Origin of the sequence: Aeromonas sp. 600276 (assembly GCF_049175815.1) — a bacterium.
GTDB classification, from domain to species: Bacteria; Pseudomonadota; Gammaproteobacteria; order Enterobacterales; family Aeromonadaceae; genus Aeromonas; species Aeromonas dhakensis.
On the sequence record NZ_JAAKVU010000008.1, the window covers coordinates 119,454 to 136,436 of the forward strand.

A 16,983-nucleotide genomic window follows, 5' to 3' on the forward strand; every position below is an offset into this window, starting at 1 on the left:
CGATCCGCGCGGATCAGACCGGTGCATCGGCCGGGCTGGTCAGCTCGGCGCCATTGTCGATGCGCTTGTGCCCTTCCACCAGGTGGACGAAGTCCACCAGCTCGTCGCCGGAGACCCGGAACGCCTGGCCGAAGCCCTTGACGAACAGCCCCTGCTCGGGCTTGAGACGAAACAGCACGAAGTCCTTGAGATTGGAGAGCCCTTTGACTATCTCGCCAAAGCGCCCTTCCAGCGCCGCCACGGCCTTCTCCCAGCGCACGTCGTCGCGGGCCACCACTTCGGCCAGCGCATCGAAGGTGAGGCGCTTGCGGGCAAACAGTTCGCGGGCCCCGTTCTCGTCCTCGATCAGCATCAGCGACACCTTGGGCACCTGTTGCAGGTTGCGGGCGTGGCGGGCGATCTCGGAGATGAGCACATAGTAGCCATCTTCCTGCAGCACGAAGGGGGCATAGCTGGCATTGGGGTTGCCTTCACTGTCCACCGTCGCCAGCTGCAGGGTGCGGCAACCGTCGCGAAACTCGCGGATCTCCGGTTGCAGGCGGTTCTGCAGACGCTCCTGACGTTCACTCATGCTTTGACTTCCTCTTGATACTGGTGGCGCAGGGCCATGAAGCGTTCCACCTGGGCCGGCAGCAGCTGACGCTGCTCGTCACGCCCCAGATAGACCTTGAAAATGCAGCGACCGCTGTGGCCGAAGAACTGGAAGGAGTGCCCCTCCTTGCCCATGAACAGCTTGCTGACCAGGGCGATGCCGACCACGTTGTCGAGCTTGAGGTGGCCGTGCATCTCGCCGTCACGCCCCATCAGGTTGTAGTAGCCACGGGCGCTCTTGCCGCGGGGGAAGGGGGCCTTCACCTCGAAGATGGAGCCGTCGGATTCGACGATGGTGGTCACCTGGCCCCAGTCGGCCAGATCCGCCAGCAGGGCTTCTGCCTGCTCGGCGGGCACCAGGGTAACCAGCTCGGCCGGCAGGTGGCGCACCACCTCCCATTCGCTGACGGCCAGCTCGGCGGCAATGGTGGACGGGTGAGCGCCGGGATCTTGTGCCAGCAGCCCATGAATGCGTTGTGCAATGCTCATCGGTTCTCCCTTGGGATGCCTGCGGCATCCCTGTTCTGTCATGGCGGATACTGTAATGAAGGCCCCAAACCAATGCAATTGATAATCGCTTTCATTCTCAGTGCATTTTTTTCGACGGCTTGATATTCTCGGCGGCAATCCCACTTCATTCACCCTTCGGAGGTTAGCATGGGCCGTCGTTTTGCCCTCGCACTCAGCCTGCTCGGCTGCTCAGCCCTGTCCCTGCCCACTCTGGCGCAGGAGCGTATCGTCAGCATAGGCCCGGCCACCACTGAACTCATTCTGGCACTCGGGGGCGAGCAGAGCCTCATCGCCACCGACATCAGCAGCCCGGAGCCGAAGAACCTGCCGCGGGTCGGCTATCACCGCGCCCTCGCCGCCGAAGGGATCCTGAGCCTGGCGCCGACCCGGCTGGTCGGCAGCGACGAGATGGGGCCGCCGCCCGCCCTGGAGCAGCTGCGCCGGGCCGGGGTCGCGGTGGACGTGCTGCCCACCGCCCCCACCCTCGCCAACCTCAACCAGCGCATCGATACCCTGGCCACCCTGCTCAAGGACCCGGCCGCCGGCACCCGTCTGAAGGCCGAAATCCAGACCCAGAGCGAGCTGCTGGCCGCTCAGGCCAAGCAGAACAAGCCGCTCAAGGTGGTCTTCCTGCTATTGCACAAGGGCCAGCCCACCAGCATCGCCGGCGGCAACACCACCGCCAGCGCCCTGCTCACCCTGGCCGGCGGCATCAACCCGGTGGCCCAGCTGCAAGACTACAAGCCCGTCTCCACCGAATCCCTGATCGAGCTGCAGCCCGATCTGGTGCTGGTGAGCGGCCGCGACTGGCAGCAGTATCAGGATCCTGAAACCGTGCTGAGCCAGGTGCCCGCCCTTTCCGCCACCCCGGCCGGCAAGAACAGGGCCATCCATGCCATCGATGGTCACGCCCTGCAAGGGGGGCTCAGCCTCACCTCGCTGCAGCAGGCCAGCCAGATCGCCAAGTGGATCAAGCTGGGTTCATGATGCGTCTGCCACTGCCCTGGCTGCTGTGCCTCACCGGCGGCGCACTGGCGCTGCTGCTGGTCGGATCCTTGGCCACCGGCCCCATGGCCCTCTCCTTTGGCGAGAGCCTGCGTGCCCTGTTCGCCGGCCAAGGGAGCGGGATTGAGGCCCACAAACTGCTGATCGTGCAGGAGATCCGCCTACCACGCACCCTGCTTTGCATCGCCGTGGGGGGAATTCTCGGCCTCTGCGGCGCCGTGATGCAGGGGCTGTTTCGCAACCCCCTGGCCGACCCCGGCATCATCGGGGTCTCCGGCGGGGCGGCGCTCGGCGCGGCGCTGGCCATCGTGCTGCTGGCCCCCCTCGGCCAGCAGTGGCAGAGCCTGCTCGGCATCGGCCTGCTGCCCCTGCTCGCCTTTCTTGGCGGGGCGCTGACCACCACCCTGGTCTATCTGCTCGGCACCCGCGAAGGGGGCACCTCGGTCACCGTCATGCTGCTGGCCGGGGTGGCCGTCACTGCGCTGTCCGGCGCCGTGATCGGCCTGCTCACCTATCTCGCCGACGATCAGATGCTGCGCAACCTGAGCTTGTGGCAGATGGGGTCGCTGGCGGCGGGCAAGCCGGTGGACGTGGCGCTGGCGCTGCTGACCCTGGTTGCCCTGCTCATCCTGTTCTTGCGCGATGCCAACCCCCTCAACGCCCTGCTGCTGGGTGAAGGGGAGGCCCGCCACCTCGGCATTCAGGTACAGTCCCTCAAGCGGCGGCTGATCCTGCTCACCGCCGCCGGGGTCGGCGTGGCGGTGGCAGTGGCCGGCATGATAGGTTTCGTCGGTCTGGTGGTGCCGCACCTGGTGCGGCTGCTGGCCGGCCCCAACCATGTCCGGCTGCTGCCGCTCTCCGCCCTGCTCGGGGCCGCCCTGCTGCTGGGCGCCGACATGCTGGCCCGCACCCTGCTGGCGCCGGCCGAGATGCCGGTCGGCATCATCACCGCCCTGCTGGGCGCCCCCTTCTTCATCTGGCTGCTGGTCAAGGGCCGCCGCACCCTTTAACCGGAGGACTCATCTTGTCAGCTTCATCGACCCTGCTGCACTGTCGCCAGCTCAGCCTCAGCCGGGGCGGCCGCCCCATCCTGGACAGGCTCGACCTCAGCCTGCAGGCGGGCAGCCTCACCGCCCTGCTCGGCCCCAACGGCGCCGGCAAGAGTTCGCTGCTCAAGTGCCTCACCGGCGAGCTGGAACATGAGGGGGAGATAGATCTGTTTGGCCGGGAGCGGCAGGAGTGGGCCGGCAACGAGCTGGCCCACCGTGTCGGCGTGTTGCCGCAGAGCTCGTCCCTGAATTTCCCCTTCCTGTGCGAAGAGGTGGTGGCCATGGGCCGACTGCCCCACAGCGAGCCGGCCAGCCGGCGCGACGAGATAGTGCGGGCCGCCATGACCCATGCCGGGGTGGATCATCTGGCCGGCCGCCTCTATCCCGGTCTCTCCGGCGGAGAGCGCCAGCGGGTACAGTTCGCCCGGGTGCTGGCCCAGATCTGGCAGGCCCCGGAGGAACCGCAACAAGCGCGGCTGCTGCTGCTGGACGAACCCACCTCGGCGCTCGATCTCAAGTATCAGCACCAGCTGCTCACCATGGCGCGCGCCCTCGCCGCCCGCCATACCGCCGTGCTGGTGGTGCTGCACGACCTCAATCTGGCGGCCCGTTACGCCGACCGGCTGGTGATGCTGGAGCAGGGCAGAGTGATGGCCGACGGCACCCCGCGCGAGGTGCTGACGCCTGATCTCATCGACCGCCTCTACGACTACCCGGCCCGGGTGATCACAGACCCACAGGGGATGTATACCGTCGTCCTGTAGGGCGATTTCTCGCTCATACTGCAAGGGTGTCAATCACGGATGCTTGCCCCATGCCTGCTCGTCTGCTGTTGCTCTTGCTCCTCTCCCCTCTCTGCGTTGCAGCCCCCCTGCGTCTGGTCGTCCAGGAGTTTGCCCCCTACAGCTTCATGGGCAGTGACAACCAGCCGACCGGCGCCATGGTGGACATGGTGAAAGAGGCGTGCAGCTACTGGCCTGAGGGGTGCCAGATCACGCTGCGCCCCAATCTGCGGGCCAGAAAAGAGCTGGATCTGGGGGAAGTGGACGGCATGTTTCCGCTCGCCTGGAGCGATGCCAGGGCAAAGACGCTGAGCTACTCGGTACCACTGTGCAAGGCGAGCTGGGGCATCTTTGCCCACGTCGACGAAATTGACGCACCGCTGACTCTGGCTCGCCTTGGTCACGCACGGATCGGGGTGACCAGAGGCTCGTTCAGCGAGACCTTGCTGCGCCAGCTGGACGACACCCTGCACCAGCAGGGGATCCCCCCGATGCAGCTGGAACTCAACGTCAACGATGATTATGCGAACCTGCTCAAGATAGAACGACAGGGGCGCTACAACCTCTACTTCTCCAACCTGGATGTGGCCCTCTATCGACTCAACCTCAGTGGCGCCTCGAAGATCAGGCTATGGCAGAAGAGTCACGAGGCGAACTACTACATCGCCTTCAACCGCCAACGCATGAGCGAGGCGCAGCTGGCAGCCTTCAACCAGATCCTGACCCGGCTGGAAGCCCAGGGCAATCTGCTGCGGCACAGGGTGCACTGGGGCCTCTCCTCACCGCTGCCCGATCATCGGCTGCACACCCTTTTTCCACCCGGCTCACAGAGGCCTCACGCCAACTGATAGCGACCCGGCTTGTGGTTGAGTGTCAACACCAGGTTACAGATGATGGCCGCCACCACGGAGAGGGCCAGGATCCAGGGCTGCACCACGAAGAAGGAGGCGATGACGATGGTGCAATCCAGCCCCATTTGCAGCTTGCCGGCGCGGATACCGAAGCGATCCTGGATAAACAGCGCCAGGATGTTGAAGCCGCCCAGGCTCGATTTGTGGCGAAACATGATGAGCAGCCCCATGCCGATCAGGGTGCCGCCGATCAGCGCCGCGTAGACCGGTTCAATCTTGCCTATCTGCAGCACGGCATTGAGGTGATCCGTCATGAAGGAGACGGTCGCCACCGAGACGAAGGTGTTGAGGGTGAAGCGCGGCCCCATCCTGAGCCAGGCCAGAGCATAGAAGGGCAGGTTCATGCCGAAGAACAGCAGGCCGAAGCTCAGCCCGGTCACCTGCTGCAGCAGCAGTGCCAACCCGGCGGTGCCGCCGGTGAGCAGGCCCACCTGATGAAACAGAAAGATGCCGAGGGAGACGAAGCCGGCGGCGGTCAGCAGGGCGATGATGTCTTCATAGAGGGGGTGCGCAGTACGAGCGGACTGCGCCGAGACGGGGGTGTTGTCCATAACCGGTATCCAATAGCGAAGTAAAAGAGTGTCTGTTGCCCATATCGCGGGCGCGAGCCCTGTCCACAGGGCTTCGTTATGGGATTCAGTCTATTTTTTGCGACCATGATCACAATAGTCGCCGCCCACGCCCCGTTTTGGTGCCTGTCATTCTCCATTGACAGCCGCTGCACCAAGATGCAGCATGCCGCGCCTGAGCCGCCCCCACCTTGACGAAAAGGGCGGTTTGCCATGGCACAGACGCGCCGGCTCTGCTACAACGCGCGCAGCCTCAACTCCAGCACCACCATCAGGAGCCCCATGATCTGCACAGGACCCCAGCCATGAAGTATCTGGTCACCGGCGCCGCCGGTTTTATCGGTTTTCACGTCGCCAGACGGCTGTGCGAGGCGGGTCATCAGGTGGTGGGGCTGGACAACCTCAACGACTACTACGAGGTGAGCCTCAAAGAGGCTCGCCTGGCGATGCTGACCCCCTTCCCCCACTTTCGCTTCGTAGAGGGCGAGCTGGCGGACCGGGCCGGCATGGCCGCCCTGTTTGCCGAGGGGCAGTTCGAGCGGGTGATCCACCTGGGTGCCCAGGCGGGGGTGCGCCACTCGCTGGAAAACCCCTTTGCCTACAGCGAGAGCAACCTCACCGGCATGCTGACGGTGCTGGAGGGGTGCCGCCAGCACGACATCCGGCATCTGATCTACGCCTCCTCCAGCTCGGTCTACGGCATGGGCGAGCAGTTGCCGTTCAGTGCCGATCAGCAGGTGGACCACCCGGTTTCCCTCTATGCCGCCACCAAGAAGAGCGGCGAGCTGATGGCCCACGCCTACTCGGCGCTCTACGGCCTGCCCACCACAGGGCTGCGCTTTTTCACCGTCTACGGCCCCTGGGGCCGGCCCGACATGGCCATCGCCAAGTTCACCCGAGCCATCCTGGCGGGCGAGCCCATCGACGTCTACAACCAGGGCAATCTCAGCCGCGACTTCACCTTCATCGACGACATCGTCGAGGGGATCCTCGCCGTCGCCGAGCTGCCACCCCGCCCCAACCCTCACTGGCACGCCGGCGAACAGAGCCCGGCAGAGAGCGCCGCCCCCTACCGCATCCTCAACATCGGTCATGGCCAGCCGGTGCGGCTACTCGACTTCATCGAGGCGCTGGAACAGGCACTGGACAAGCCCGCCATCAAGCGGATGCTGCCGATGCAGGCGGGCGACATGCACGCCACCTGGGCCGACAGCGAGCCCCTTCACACCCTCACCGGCCTGCGCCCCGCCACCTCCATCGAGGAAGGGGTCGCCGCGTTCGTGCGCTGGTATCTCGACTACTACCAACCCGCGGAGCTGGAGTAGCCATCCCGACCGGACACTGGGTGCGCCCTGCCACGGCCGGCTGAAAATTGTTTGATGAGTTAATGGAATGGCGCCGCACCACCTCCCCCCTTAGGATGGGGATGTGAGGCGGATGGCGGTTTGCCGGGCACCGGCTGGGGTATACTGGCCGCACTTGGTGCCACACGGGCACGCATCCGCCCCCTCACCATGATGAGAAGGAGTCACCTCATGATCCGTATTCTGCTGTTGCTGGGCGCCGCCCTGTCTGCCTACGGACTGCAACAGAGCCATACCCTGATGCCGCTGCTGAGCCTGCTCGGCCTGCTCTCGCTCTGGGTGGCGAGCGAAATTCGCCTGATGTATCGCCAGCTGCCCGCCGCCGAGCCGGACGAGCAGCCCTATCATCTCGACGTCTGAGGGGGCCAGGGGCAACTGATTTAGCCACCTCTTTATCGCCACCGACCACCTGGATGCACGGCCAGCCCCTGATAGGACTGCATCGGCCATTGGTTCCATACCGTTTTGATCTCTGGATACCCGGATCCATAACAACAGGATCCACTGGATTAATGGCAGAACGGGCCATGTTCCCCTATATCTTCTGTACCCCAACAGGAGAGAATCCATGTCGAGCCTCAGCGAAAACAGGCTGTTTTTGCTGCTTTTTTTATCGCTGTTGCTGGCCGGTAATGTGCAGGCAGCGGCGCAAAGCAGGGATTTCAGACAGGCGCCCAAGGCGCTCAGCGCACTGAAGCAAGGTCAACAGGCACAGAGTCAGGGCAACCTGACCCAGGCCATCCACTTCTACTGCGCCGCCGCCACCACGGGTAACCCGGAAGGTTATTTTCGCATCGGCCGCCTGCTCGCCACCGGCCCGGGCTCGGTTCGCAACCCCCGCATGGCCAACGCCTACCTGGCCATGGCGATCCGCCTTGGCAACCAGCAGGCTATCCGTTACTACAACAGCCGGGTCGGCAATGCCGTGATGGGGGATCAGTGCGGCAGCGGCGTCGGCGGATCCGGTGGCTACTTCGCCGCCATCCCCACCACCCCCTTCAATCTGGAGGCCTATCTGGCCCGCCAGTCACCCGCCAAGCAGAAGCTGGCCAACATGCTGCGCCACGCCGCCAAGCGCCACCGCATCGACGAGCGGCTGGTGCTGGCCATCGCCATCGCCGAATCGAACCTCGACAGCCGCGCCGTCTCCCCCAAGAATGCCCAGGGGCTGATGCAGCTCATTCCCGAGACCCAGCAGCGCTTCGGGGTGACCCGCCCCTTCGATCCGGAGCAGAACATCAAGGGGGGCGTGGCCTATCTCAAGTGGTTGCACACCCATTTCGACGGCAACTGGACCCTGATGTCGGCGGCCTACAACGCCGGCGAAAAATCGGTGGAGCAGTATGGCGGCATCCCCCCCTATCAGGAGACCCAGCAATATGTGCGGCGGGTGCTCTACTTCGCCGGCCACAAGCAGCCCTGAACCCGACTCCCTGCCGGCCTGCTATTGACAAAAGCCACCGCCTCATTTGCGCAATCGTTTGCCTTTCGATAGGATCCGGCGCTTTCTCGCACGTATTACAGGTAATCCATGAATTTCATCAAACGCTGCTCGCGCCTGCTCACCCTGCTTGCCCTCTTCTACTCCGCCGTCGTGGCGGCCAATCCGGCCCCCGCCCCCATCCTGATCCAGGGGGCAATGGACGTCGAAGTCGAGACCCTGGTGGCCGCCCTCAAGGAGAAGCAGGAGCTGACCGTGGGTGCCTGGACCTACTGGCAGGGCACCCTCTCGGGTTATCCGGTGGTCATCTCCCGCACCGAGGTGGGACTGGCCAATGCCGCCGCGGCCACCACCCTCGCCATGGAACACTTCCGGCCACGTCTCGTCATCAACCAGGGCACGGCGGGCGGCCACGATCCGGCGCTGCACCGGGGGCGACATCGTCATCGGCACCAAGAGCTTCAACATGGGGGCCTATCGCAGTGATCTGACCCCCGCCGAGCAGGGCGTCGATCCGAGCAAATGGCACAACTTCGAGGTCACCATGCGCCTGCGCGACAACGGCAAGCTGGTAGAACACACCGCCTTTGCCGGCGATCCCGAGCTGGTCGGCCGCGCCCTCGGCATGGCCGACGGTTATCGTCACGGCCGGGTGGTCCCCGGCATCATAGGCACCGCCGACGAGTGGAACCGCCAGGTTGCCCGCATCAACTGGCTGCACCAGACCTACCAGACCGCCGCGGAAGAGATGGAGACCTCCTCCGCCGCCCTGGTGGCCGAGGCCTACAAGGTGCCCTTCGTCGGGATCCGGGTGCTCTCCAACAGCGATCTGCACGGCGAGGAGTTCGATCCGCAAACCGCCATCCACTGCCAGCAGTTCGTCATCGATTACGCAAAGGCGCTCATCAACGGCTTCAACAAAGCCTGACATGCCAGAGAGGCCGCCACTGTGGCGGCCTCTTTGCCCTACAACACCCATTCTGCGGCATTACCCGCTTTTTTCTCGGCAGACTGACCTCAGCCGGCAGGTAACACCTTGCGCCCATAGTGGCGGTAGTAGCCCACCAGATTACTGACCAGAAACAGCCCCTCCATCAGCGCCGCCACGGGCGACCCCACTAGCAGGTTGTTGACCAGCCAGCAGAGGGTGCCCAGCAGCATCCAGCGCCGCAGCAGGCGATCATCCGGGCAAAACGCAGCCCGGGTCTGCAGCAGACTGGCCAGCAACCCCAGTAGGGCGAGCGGCCCCTGATAGGTGGCGAGCACCGCGAGGCAGGACAACCCCATAAAGAGCCACATCAAGAGGCGGCGCGTGGCCAGCATGCTGACCACGAAGCGCAGACTCGCCAGCCAGAGCAGCAGGGCGGCAGACCACTGTCCCAGCAGCGCGAAATGGGCGCCATTGAGGGCGCAGGAGAGCGCCAGGCAGGCCAGAATGGCCCGGCGCGCCCGCAGCTGAAACGACAGCAGATCCAGCAGCAGCGCCAGGCTCACCACCAGTTGTGACCACAAAAACAGCGACATCATCCCCACTCCAGGCTTGTTCGAGGGGCCCAGCATGGCGGGGATGGGCGAGGCGCGGCATTAACCCGTGTTAATGCGCCGGCGGATCCGCGACAGGGTGACCGGGCTGATGCCGATATAGTTGGCGAGCTGCACCTGGGTGAGCCGCGCCGGCCAGTGGGGGAAGGTGCGGCAGAGCTCCTGGTAGCGCTCTTCGGGGGAGTGGAGCAGCAAGAAGGCCTCCTTGCGCTCCTTGTAGCAGAGCTGCTGGCGCAGCAGGGCCATGCAAACCGGCTGCCAGGCGGGCTCGTCCAGCAGGGCGAGCGGTACCCGCACCAGTTGCAGTGCCGTGACGGCCTCCAGCTGGTAGCGGGCAGGCGACCCGGTGAGCCAGCTGTCGTAAAGCAGGCAGAGCTCCCCTTCGAAGTAGAACTCCTTGCAGCGCTCCTGCCCGTCCCGGGCGTAGTGGCAGGCGCGGGCGATGCCCCGCTCGATATAGAAAGCCGACTCCTGCATCGCCCCCTGAGCCAGCAGCGGCTGACCCGGCTCCAAGGTCAAACGAGGCAGGCGGGCGGCAAGCGGCTCACCGATGGCGGGCGCCAACCCCATGGCGGCGAGGGTGGCCGCCAGAGGCGGGGCAGAGGGCAGGCTGGTCATGCAAACTCCGGGGCAAACTGGGCCTTCATCATGCCAAGTTTGACAGCCCGTTGCAGCAGGCTGTGATGGCCCCGGCAAAGGGGATGGCCGACCGGGTGCCACCTTTGCCCCCCCTCGCCCATTGGTTTACAATCGACGGGTTTTTTGGAACCCGGTTGGCGACCCGCCGACCTGGCCCCACCACGACATCAGTCTGTTAGTGCCAAGACATTAACCTGCTGAAAAGGAAGAGAATTAGCCAATGGCTCAATTTATTTACACCATGAACAGGGTCGGCAAGGTAGTGCCGCCCAAGCGTCATATTCTCAAGAACATCTCCCTCTCCTTCTTCCCGGGCGCCAAGATCGGCGTGCTGGGTCTGAACGGCGCCGGTAAATCGACCCTGCTGCGCATCATGGCAGGGCTAGATACCGAGATCGAAGGGGAAGCCCGTCCGCAGCCCGGTATCAAGATCGGCTACCTGCCGCAGGAGCCCAAGCTGGATCCGGAGCAGACCGTGCGTGAAGCGGTCGAAGAGGCGGTCGGCGAGGTGAAGCGCGCCATGGCCCGGCTGGACGAGGTCTATGCGGCCTACGCCGACCCGGATGCGGATTTCGACAAGCTGGCCCGCGAACAGGGCGAACTGGAAGCCATCATCCAGGCCCAGGGCGGCCACAACATGGAAAACCAGCTGGAGCGTGCGGCCGATGCCCTGCGCCTGCCGGCATGGGATGCCAAGATCAAGCACCTCTCCGGTGGTGAGCGCCGCCGCGTGGCCCTGTGCCGCCTGCTGCTGGAAAAGCCGGACATGCTGCTCTTGGACGAACCGACCAACCACCTGGACGCCGAGTCCGTGGCCTGGCTGGAGCGCTTCCTGCACGACTACGAGGGCACCGTCGTGGCCATCACTCACGACCGTTACTTCCTCGACAACGTGGCCGGCTGGATCCTGGAGCTGGACCGCGGCGAAGGTATCCCGTGGGAGGGCAACTACTCCTCCTGGCTGGAGCAAAAAGATGCCCGTCTGGCGCAGGAAGCCAGCACGGAAGCGGCTCGTCGCAAGTCCATCGAGAAAGAGCTGGAGTGGGTTCGCCAGAACCCGAAAGGCCGTCAGGCCAAATCCAAAGCCCGTATGGCCCGCTTCGAAGAGCTCAACACCAACGACTACCAGAAGCGCAACGAGACCAACGAGCTGTTCATTCCGCCCGGACCGCGCCTCGGCGACAAGGTGGTGGAAGTGGCCAACCTGCGCAAATCCTACGGTGACCGGGTGTTGATCGACGATCTGTCGTTTGCCATTCCGAAGGGGGCCATCGTCGGCATCATCGGCCCGAACGGTGCCGGTAAATCAACCCTGTTCCGCATGATGTCGGGTCAGGAGCAGCCGGATTCCGGCGCCATCACCCTGGGCGAAACCGTGGTACTGGCCTCTGTCGATCAGTTCCGCGACAGCATGGACGACAAGAAGACGGTGTTCGAGGAAGTCGCCGACGGCCAGGACATCCTGCGCATCGGCAACTACGAGTTCCCGAGCCGCGCCTACATCGGCCGTTTCAACTTCAAGGGCGCCGATCAGCAGAAGCGAGTCGGCGAGCTCTCCGGTGGTGAACGCGGCCGTCTGCACCTGGCCAAGCTGCTGCAGACCGGCGGCAACGTGCTGCTGCTGGATGAACCGACCAACGATCTGGACATCGAAACCCTGCGCGCCCTCGAGAACGCCCTGCTGGAGTTCCCGGGCTGCGCCATGGTCATCTCCCACGACCGCTGGTTCCTCGACCGCATCGCCACCCACATCCTGGACTATCAGGACGAGGGCAAGATCGAATTCTTCGAAGGCAACTTCACCGAATACGAAGAGTGGAAGAAGAAGACCTACGGCGCCGAGGCGGTCCAGCCGCACAGAGCCAAGTACAAGCGCATCGCCAAGTAAACCGGCAAATGCGACAAGGGGAGCCCAGGCTCCCCTTTCTTGTGCCCGATGGCTTACAATCCAAGACGGATACCTTTTATGCATGGATGTAGCAAGATGACGACCCAGCCCACCACAGAGAAGAAACTGACCATCCAGATCCGGGTTGAACCGGGCTGCCTCGGGCCGGACGGCAAGGCGCACATCGAGACCTTCTGTGCCGCCGCCGCCAGGATCTTCGCCGCCGTGGAGCCGGAGCTGGTGAACTGGACCCTGCTGCCCCGCTATGACAAGCAATTGCCGGAGCAGGAGTTCTTCATCGACGGCCGCAAGCTGAGCGAGGAGCAGGCCAGCCTCTTCCTGCGCCGCATGGGGCGGGAACTGGGAGAGGTGCAGGACAAGCTCGACTCCGTGCTGGCCCAGCTGGTGGAGCGTTACTTCAAGACCCTCTGACCCGACCCCTGCCCCTCAAAAGGTTCTCCAGCGAGAACCTTTTTTATTTTCGGCGGGGAAAACGTTTGAATTTTTGCTCTATTCATTGATCCGCCTCGCAGATCCGGGGTTTGTAAACGGCGCCGCCTGTGTAAAAATGTGCGCGCTGTCACGGTATCAGGACGAGTCTGGTTGTTTAACCACCAGAAAGCGGGCGTCACTCCTCCATGGAGGATGCCCCTCTCCTGCTGCTTATTTCACGTCACCTATTGGAATCCAACATGAATCAACCACACCAGGCCCCCGCACAGGCCGCCGGGCAAGGATTGCTTGAGCGTCTGTTTGCCCTGAAGGGCCATGGCACCAACGCCCGCACCGAAGTGATCGCCGGCATCACCACCTTCCTGACCATGGTCTACATCGTGTTCGTCAACCCGCAGATCCTCTCTGCGGCCGGCATGGACACCCAGGCCGTGTTCGTTACCACCTGCCTCATCGCCGGCATCGGCAGCATCCTGATGGGCCTCTTGGCCAACCTGCCCATCGCCCTGGCTCCCGCCATGGGTCTCAATGCCTTCTTCGCCTTCGTGGTAGTGGCCGGCATGGGCTACTCCTGGCAAGTGGGCATGGGCACCATTTTCTGGGGCGCCATGGGCCTGCTGATCCTCACCCTGTTGCGGGTGCGCTACTGGCTCATCGCCAACATTCCGCTCACCCTGCGGGTCGGCATCACCGCCGGCATTGGCCTGCTGATCGCCCTGCTCGGCCTGCACAACGCCGGCATAGTGGTGGCCAGCCCCGCGACCATGGTGACGGTGGGCAACCTCACCTCCCTGCCCTGCCTGCTGGGGCTGCTCGGCTTCTTCCTGATCTGTATCTTCTCGGCCCGCGGCGTCCACTCCGCCGTGCTGATCGCCATCGTGGTGACCACCACCCTGGGCTGGCTGTTTGGCGACGTCACCTTCAAGGGCTTCGTCTCCATGCCTCCCAGCATTGAGCCGGTGTTCGGCCAGCTGGACCTGATGGGGTCGCTCGACATCAGCCTGGCCGGGATCATCTTCTCCTTTATGCTGGTCAACCTGTTCGACTCCTCCGGTACCCTGATCGGCGTCACCAACCGCGCCAAGCTGGCCGATGACAAGGGTCACTTCCCGCGCATGAAGCAGGCCCTGCTGGTGGATAGCGCCAGCTCCGTCGGCGGCGCCTTCATGGGCACCTCCTCGGTCACCGCCTTCATCGAGAGCAGCTCCGGCGTCGCCGTAGGCGGCCGAACCGGTCTGACCGCCATCGTGGTCGGCCTGCTGTTCCTGCTGGCGATCTTCTTCTCCCCGGTTGCCGCCATGGTGCCGGCGTATGCGGCGGCGGGCGCCCTCATCTACGTGGGCGTGCTGATGTGCTCCGAGCTGACCCGGGTGAAGTGGGAAGACCTGACCGAAGCGGTACCGGCCTTCATGACCGCCGTCATGATGCCGTTCAGCTTCTCTATCACCGAGGGGATCGCCGTGGGCTTCATCTCCTACTGCGTGATGAAGGCGGGCACCGGCCGCTGGCGCGAGATCAACCCCTGCGTGCTGGTGGTGGCCCTGCTGTTCGTGCTCAAGTTTGTCTGGGTCGACAGCCACTAAGCCGCGACGCACAAATGCTGCGCAAACAAAAATGCCCGTCAGCGACGGGCATTTTTTTATGGCTGATAAAGGGGCGCTCAGCGAATGCCACGCGCCTCGCGGATCCACTCCCAGGCCTGCTGGATCTCCTGGGTTTTCTCCTTGGCCATCTCCATCATCTCCGGCGGCAAGCCCTTGGCGGCCAGCTTGTCCGGGTGATGCTTGCTCATCTCCTTGCGGTAGGCGCGCTTGATCTCCTGATCGCTGTCGCTCTCGCTCACTCCCAGCAGCTGATAGGCATCCTTGAGCCTGTCACGGGAGGGAGCCTCCTGCCGATACTGCTGACCACCCTGCCCGCCATTCTGATACTGACCGCCGTGGGCCCGATTGAAGAAGTTCATCTGCGCCTCGGCCATCGCCAGGATGCGGGCCAGCTCGATGCGGCTAAAGCCCAGTTCGTCGGCGATGGTGTGCAGGATGGCGCGCTCGCTGGCCTCGACCTTGCCATCGGCGAAGGCGGCCTGCAGCTGTACCTCGAGGAAGAAGCGCAGGATATCGCGCTGGCCCTGGCTGGCCTGGCGAAACTCGGCCAGGGTCTCCCGCAGCGGGAAGTCCGCCTCCTTGCCCTGGCGGAACGACTCCTGGGCGCGAGCCCGCTGCTCCCCTGCCAGCCGCATCCGGTCCATCAGGTTGGAGGCGACCCGGATCTCCTGCTCGGTCACCTGGCCGCTCGCCTTGGCGATGTGGCCCATGACGGCGAAGGTGGCGTGGAAGAAGACCGCCTGTTGCTGCTGGGTGGGGGCGCGGCGAAAATTCAAGCCCATGCCCCGATCGAAGCGATGGCCGATCCAGAGGCCAAGCAGGGCACCAAAGATGTTGCCGAGCAGAAAACCGAAGAAGGCGCCAAGCACCTTACCCCAAATACGCATGGTTCAAGACCTCGTGAAATTAATGAGTGCGTCCTTGCAACTGATCGTCCAGCTCGTGCAGCCGCTGGGCCGTCCCTATGTCGCGCCACTCGCCGGCCAGCAGGCTGCCGCCCACCCTGCCTTGCGCCATCCACTCCCGCAGCAGAGGCGCCAGCTTGCGTGCCCCCGCCGCCAATCCGGCAAAGGCGGCGGGATCATAGAGCCCGACGCCGCTGAAAGTCAGCGCCGGGCTATCAACCACCTTGCCCGCCTGCAGCGCAAAATCCCCCGCCGGATGCTGCGGCGGGTTGGGCACCAGCCAGAGGTGGGCCAGCTGGTCGCCAAGGGGCTGGCTCACCAGGGTGCGATAGTCCAGGTCGAGCCAGGTATCGCCGTTGATCACCAGAAAAGGATCGCTGCCCAGCAGCGGCAGCGCCTGTACGATGCCGCCGGCGGTCTCCAGCGCGCTCTCCTCGGCCGACCAGTGGATAAAAACCCCGAGCGTACTGCCATCGCCGAGCGCTTCCACCAGCTTGTGGCCAAGCCAGGCGTGGTTGATGACCAGGTCGGTCACGCCGGCTGCCTTGAGTTTTTCGATATGGTGCACGATGAGCGGCTTGCCCCCCACCGCCAGCAGCGGCTTGGGCAGGCTGTCGGTGAGCGGGCGCATCCGCTCGCCGCGCCCGGCGGCCAGGATCATCGCCTTCATGACGCCACTCCGCTGCGGGCCAGCCCGGGCAGCACCACCTGCTCCAGCCACTGGCCGAAGCGGGCCAGCACCGGATAGGCGGCGCCATGGCTGCGGCAGACATCCACCACGTAGCCCAGGGTGCGGGGAATATCCTTGAGGTAGCCGGACTTGCCGTCGCGGTGGTAGAGCCGGGTGAAGATGCCCGCCGCCTTGAGGTGGCGCTGCATGCCGGTGAGATCAGCGGCGCGACGAAACGCGGCGTAATCGAGCCCGCCGAGCAGATTGGCCTGCTGCAAAGTGTCGAAGCCGAGTCGCATGCCCTGCTCGATCACCGCGTCCGGCCAGCGCACGTAGCAGTCTTTCAGCAGGGAGACCAGGTCATAGCTGAGCGGCCCTATGACCATGTCCTGGAAGTCGATGACCGCCAGCTTGCTCTCATCCGGCGTCTCGCCGCCACACACCATCAGGTTGCGGCTGTGAAAATCACGGTGCATCACCCCCTGCGGCTGGGCCAGGTTGTTCTCGGTGAGGCAGGCGAAGGTCTCATCGAGCAACTGCTGCTCTTCATCGCTCAGGGTCAGTTGCAGATGGTGACCCAGCAGCCACTCGGGGAAGATGCTGTTCTCCCGCGCCATAAAGGCGGAATCAAAAGGCTCAAGGTCCAGCTCAACCGCGCCGAGACGGGGCAGCAGCGCGATGGCCTTGCCGTACCAGGCCTGCACATTGTCTGCGTTCAGGCAGCTAATAAGTTGGGTATCCCCCAGATCGGTCACCGCCAGCAGCCCCTGCTCGTAGTCCACCGCCCGCACCTCGGGGGACAGCAGGCCGCCTGCATGCAGGGCCGAGGCATTGCGGACAAACTCATGATTTTTTTCGGTTTTAGGGTTGGCATCCACCCAGATCAGGCCACCGCCACGGTGGTAGCGGCGAAAACTGGCGTCACCGGAAATGAGGGTCAACTGAAGGCTGGCATCACCGGAAATCCGGCGCGCCCAGTGCAGCAAGAGGGAATCGCGATCGTGCATAAGTCGGGGACCAAATTGGAAAGCAGCACTTGGCTGTTAGCCCTGGCCGCAAT

Annotated in this window: 18 protein-coding genes and 1 pseudogene; 11 read left to right on the top strand and 8 right to left on the bottom strand. The window is 64.3% G+C overall.

Going from position 1 to position 16,983, the window contains the following annotated elements; genetic code table 11:
- Window positions 1-13 precede the first annotated feature (13 nt).
- Together hutZ and hutX are read right to left on the bottom strand one after the other, a co-directional pair.
- Complete coding sequence (gene hutZ / locus G5134_RS10290) at window positions 14-571, bottom strand: heme utilization protein HutZ (RefSeq protein ID WP_005304092.1); 558 nt, start codon at window positions 569-571, stop codon at window positions 14-16.
- Complete coding sequence (gene hutX, locus G5134_RS10295) at window positions 568-1,080, bottom strand: heme utilization cystosolic carrier protein HutX (protein WP_005304096.1); 513 nt, start codon at window positions 1,078-1,080, stop codon at window positions 568-570. The genes hutZ and hutX overlap by 4 nt, the downstream gene beginning before the upstream one ends.
- 168 nt (window positions 1,081-1,248) lie before the next feature.
- Here hutX and G5134_RS10300 point away from each other — a divergent pair, with 168 nt between their 5' ends.
- The 4 genes from G5134_RS10300 to G5134_RS10315 are packed head-to-tail and all read left to right on the top strand — an operon-like array spanning window position 1,249 to window position 4,785.
- Entirely contained in the window at window positions 1,249-2,088 is an 840-nt protein-coding gene (locus G5134_RS10300) for a heme/hemin ABC transporter substrate-binding protein (protein ID WP_042049569.1), read from the top strand.
- Complete coding sequence (locus tag G5134_RS10305) at window positions 2,085-3,116, top strand: FecCD family ABC transporter permease (RefSeq protein ID WP_010634923.1); 1,032 nt, start codon at window positions 2,085-2,087, stop codon at window positions 3,114-3,116. The genes G5134_RS10300 and G5134_RS10305 overlap by 4 nt, the downstream gene beginning before the upstream one ends.
- A gap of 14 nt (window positions 3,117-3,130) precedes the next feature.
- Window positions 3,131-3,919, top strand: a complete 789-nt coding sequence (locus tag G5134_RS10310; protein ID WP_065018671.1) for a heme ABC transporter ATP-binding protein — start codon at window positions 3,131-3,133, stop codon at window positions 3,917-3,919.
- A 50-nt stretch (window positions 3,920-3,969) separates the two neighbouring features.
- Window positions 3,970-4,785, top strand: coding sequence for a substrate-binding periplasmic protein (locus G5134_RS10315; protein ID WP_065018670.1), 816 nt, complete (start codon window positions 3,970-3,972; stop codon window positions 4,783-4,785).
- Here G5134_RS10315 and G5134_RS10320 read toward each other — a convergent pair.
- Window positions 4,773-5,399: a YitT family protein gene (locus G5134_RS10320; protein ID WP_005304112.1), complete on the bottom strand. Its 627-nt coding sequence runs from the start codon at window positions 5,397-5,399 to the stop codon at window positions 4,773-4,775. The two genes, G5134_RS10315 and G5134_RS10320, sit on opposite strands and share 13 nt — an antisense overlap.
- A gap of 323 nt (window positions 5,400-5,722) precedes the next feature.
- Here G5134_RS10320 and G5134_RS10325 point away from each other — a divergent pair, with 323 nt between their 5' ends.
- The 4 genes and pseudogenes from G5134_RS10325 to G5134_RS10340 all read left to right on the top strand — a co-directional run bounded on the left by G5134_RS10325 (window position 5,723) and on the right by G5134_RS10340 (window position 9,150).
- Window positions 5,723-6,742 (top strand): NAD-dependent epimerase, encoded by a 1,020-nt coding sequence (locus G5134_RS10325; RefSeq protein ID WP_024942294.1) that lies wholly within the window; start codon window positions 5,723-5,725, stop codon window positions 6,740-6,742.
- A gap of 210 nt (window positions 6,743-6,952) precedes the next feature.
- Window positions 6,953-7,141, top strand: coding sequence for a hypothetical protein (locus tag G5134_RS10330; protein ID WP_005304119.1), 189 nt, complete (start codon window positions 6,953-6,955; stop codon window positions 7,139-7,141).
- Window positions 7,142-7,349: 208 nt separating this feature from the next.
- Window positions 7,350-8,204, top strand: coding sequence for a lytic transglycosylase domain-containing protein (locus G5134_RS10335; RefSeq protein WP_005304122.1), 855 nt, complete (start codon window positions 7,350-7,352; stop codon window positions 8,202-8,204).
- A 108-nt stretch (window positions 8,205-8,312) separates the two neighbouring features.
- Window positions 8,313-9,150 (top strand): annotated as a pseudogene (locus G5134_RS10340) (5'-methylthioadenosine nucleosidase).
- An 89-nt stretch (window positions 9,151-9,239) separates the two neighbouring features.
- Here G5134_RS10340 and G5134_RS10345 read toward each other — a convergent pair.
- A complete protein-coding gene (locus G5134_RS10345) occupies window positions 9,240-9,749 on the bottom strand; it encodes a YgjV family protein (RefSeq protein WP_065018669.1) in 510 nt (169 codons plus the stop codon).
- Between the two features lie 57 nt (window positions 9,750-9,806).
- Window positions 9,807-10,382, bottom strand: coding sequence for a Crp/Fnr family transcriptional regulator (locus G5134_RS10350; protein ID WP_065018668.1), 576 nt, complete (start codon window positions 10,380-10,382; stop codon window positions 9,807-9,809).
- Window positions 10,383-10,623: 241 nt separating this feature from the next.
- On the opposite strand from G5134_RS10350, the gene ettA reads away from it, so the two are divergent.
- The 3 genes from ettA to G5134_RS10365 all read left to right on the top strand — a co-directional run bounded on the left by ettA (window position 10,624) and on the right by G5134_RS10365 (window position 14,327).
- Complete coding sequence (gene ettA, locus G5134_RS10355; protein WP_005304135.1) at window positions 10,624-12,291, top strand: energy-dependent translational throttle protein EttA; 1,668 nt, start codon at window positions 10,624-10,626, stop codon at window positions 12,289-12,291.
- A 96-nt stretch (window positions 12,292-12,387) separates the two neighbouring features.
- The gene (locus G5134_RS10360; RefSeq protein WP_010634932.1) at window positions 12,388-12,723 is read left to right on the top strand and encodes a hypothetical protein; all 336 of its coding nucleotides are present in this window, start codon (window positions 12,388-12,390) and stop codon (window positions 12,721-12,723) included.
- Between the two features lie 260 nt (window positions 12,724-12,983).
- Window positions 12,984-14,327 carry an NCS2 family permease gene (locus G5134_RS10365; protein WP_005304142.1) on the top strand — a complete coding sequence of 448 codons (1,344 nt, stop codon included), beginning with the start codon at window positions 12,984-12,986 and terminating at the stop codon, window positions 14,325-14,327.
- Between the two features lie 77 nt (window positions 14,328-14,404).
- Here G5134_RS10365 and djlA read toward each other — a convergent pair whose 3' ends face one another.
- Genes djlA through G5134_RS10380 form a run of 3 tightly spaced genes read right to left on the bottom strand, consistent with a single transcriptional unit; the run spans window position 14,405 to window position 16,930 of the window.
- Window positions 14,405-15,235 (bottom strand): co-chaperone DjlA, encoded by an 831-nt coding sequence (gene djlA / locus G5134_RS10370; RefSeq protein ID WP_017779140.1) that lies wholly within the window; start codon window positions 15,233-15,235, stop codon window positions 14,405-14,407.
- 19 nt (window positions 15,236-15,254) lie between these two features.
- Window positions 15,255-15,923, bottom strand: coding sequence for an N-acetylmuramate alpha-1-phosphate uridylyltransferase MurU (gene murU / locus G5134_RS10375; RefSeq protein WP_065018667.1), 669 nt, complete (start codon window positions 15,921-15,923; stop codon window positions 15,255-15,257).
- Window positions 15,920-16,930 carry an aminoglycoside phosphotransferase family protein gene (locus G5134_RS10380; RefSeq protein ID WP_065018666.1) on the bottom strand — a complete coding sequence of 337 codons (1,011 nt, stop codon included), beginning with the start codon at window positions 16,928-16,930 and terminating at the stop codon, window positions 15,920-15,922. The genes murU and G5134_RS10380 overlap by 4 nt, the downstream gene beginning before the upstream one ends.
- Window positions 16,931-16,983 lie beyond the last annotated feature (53 nt).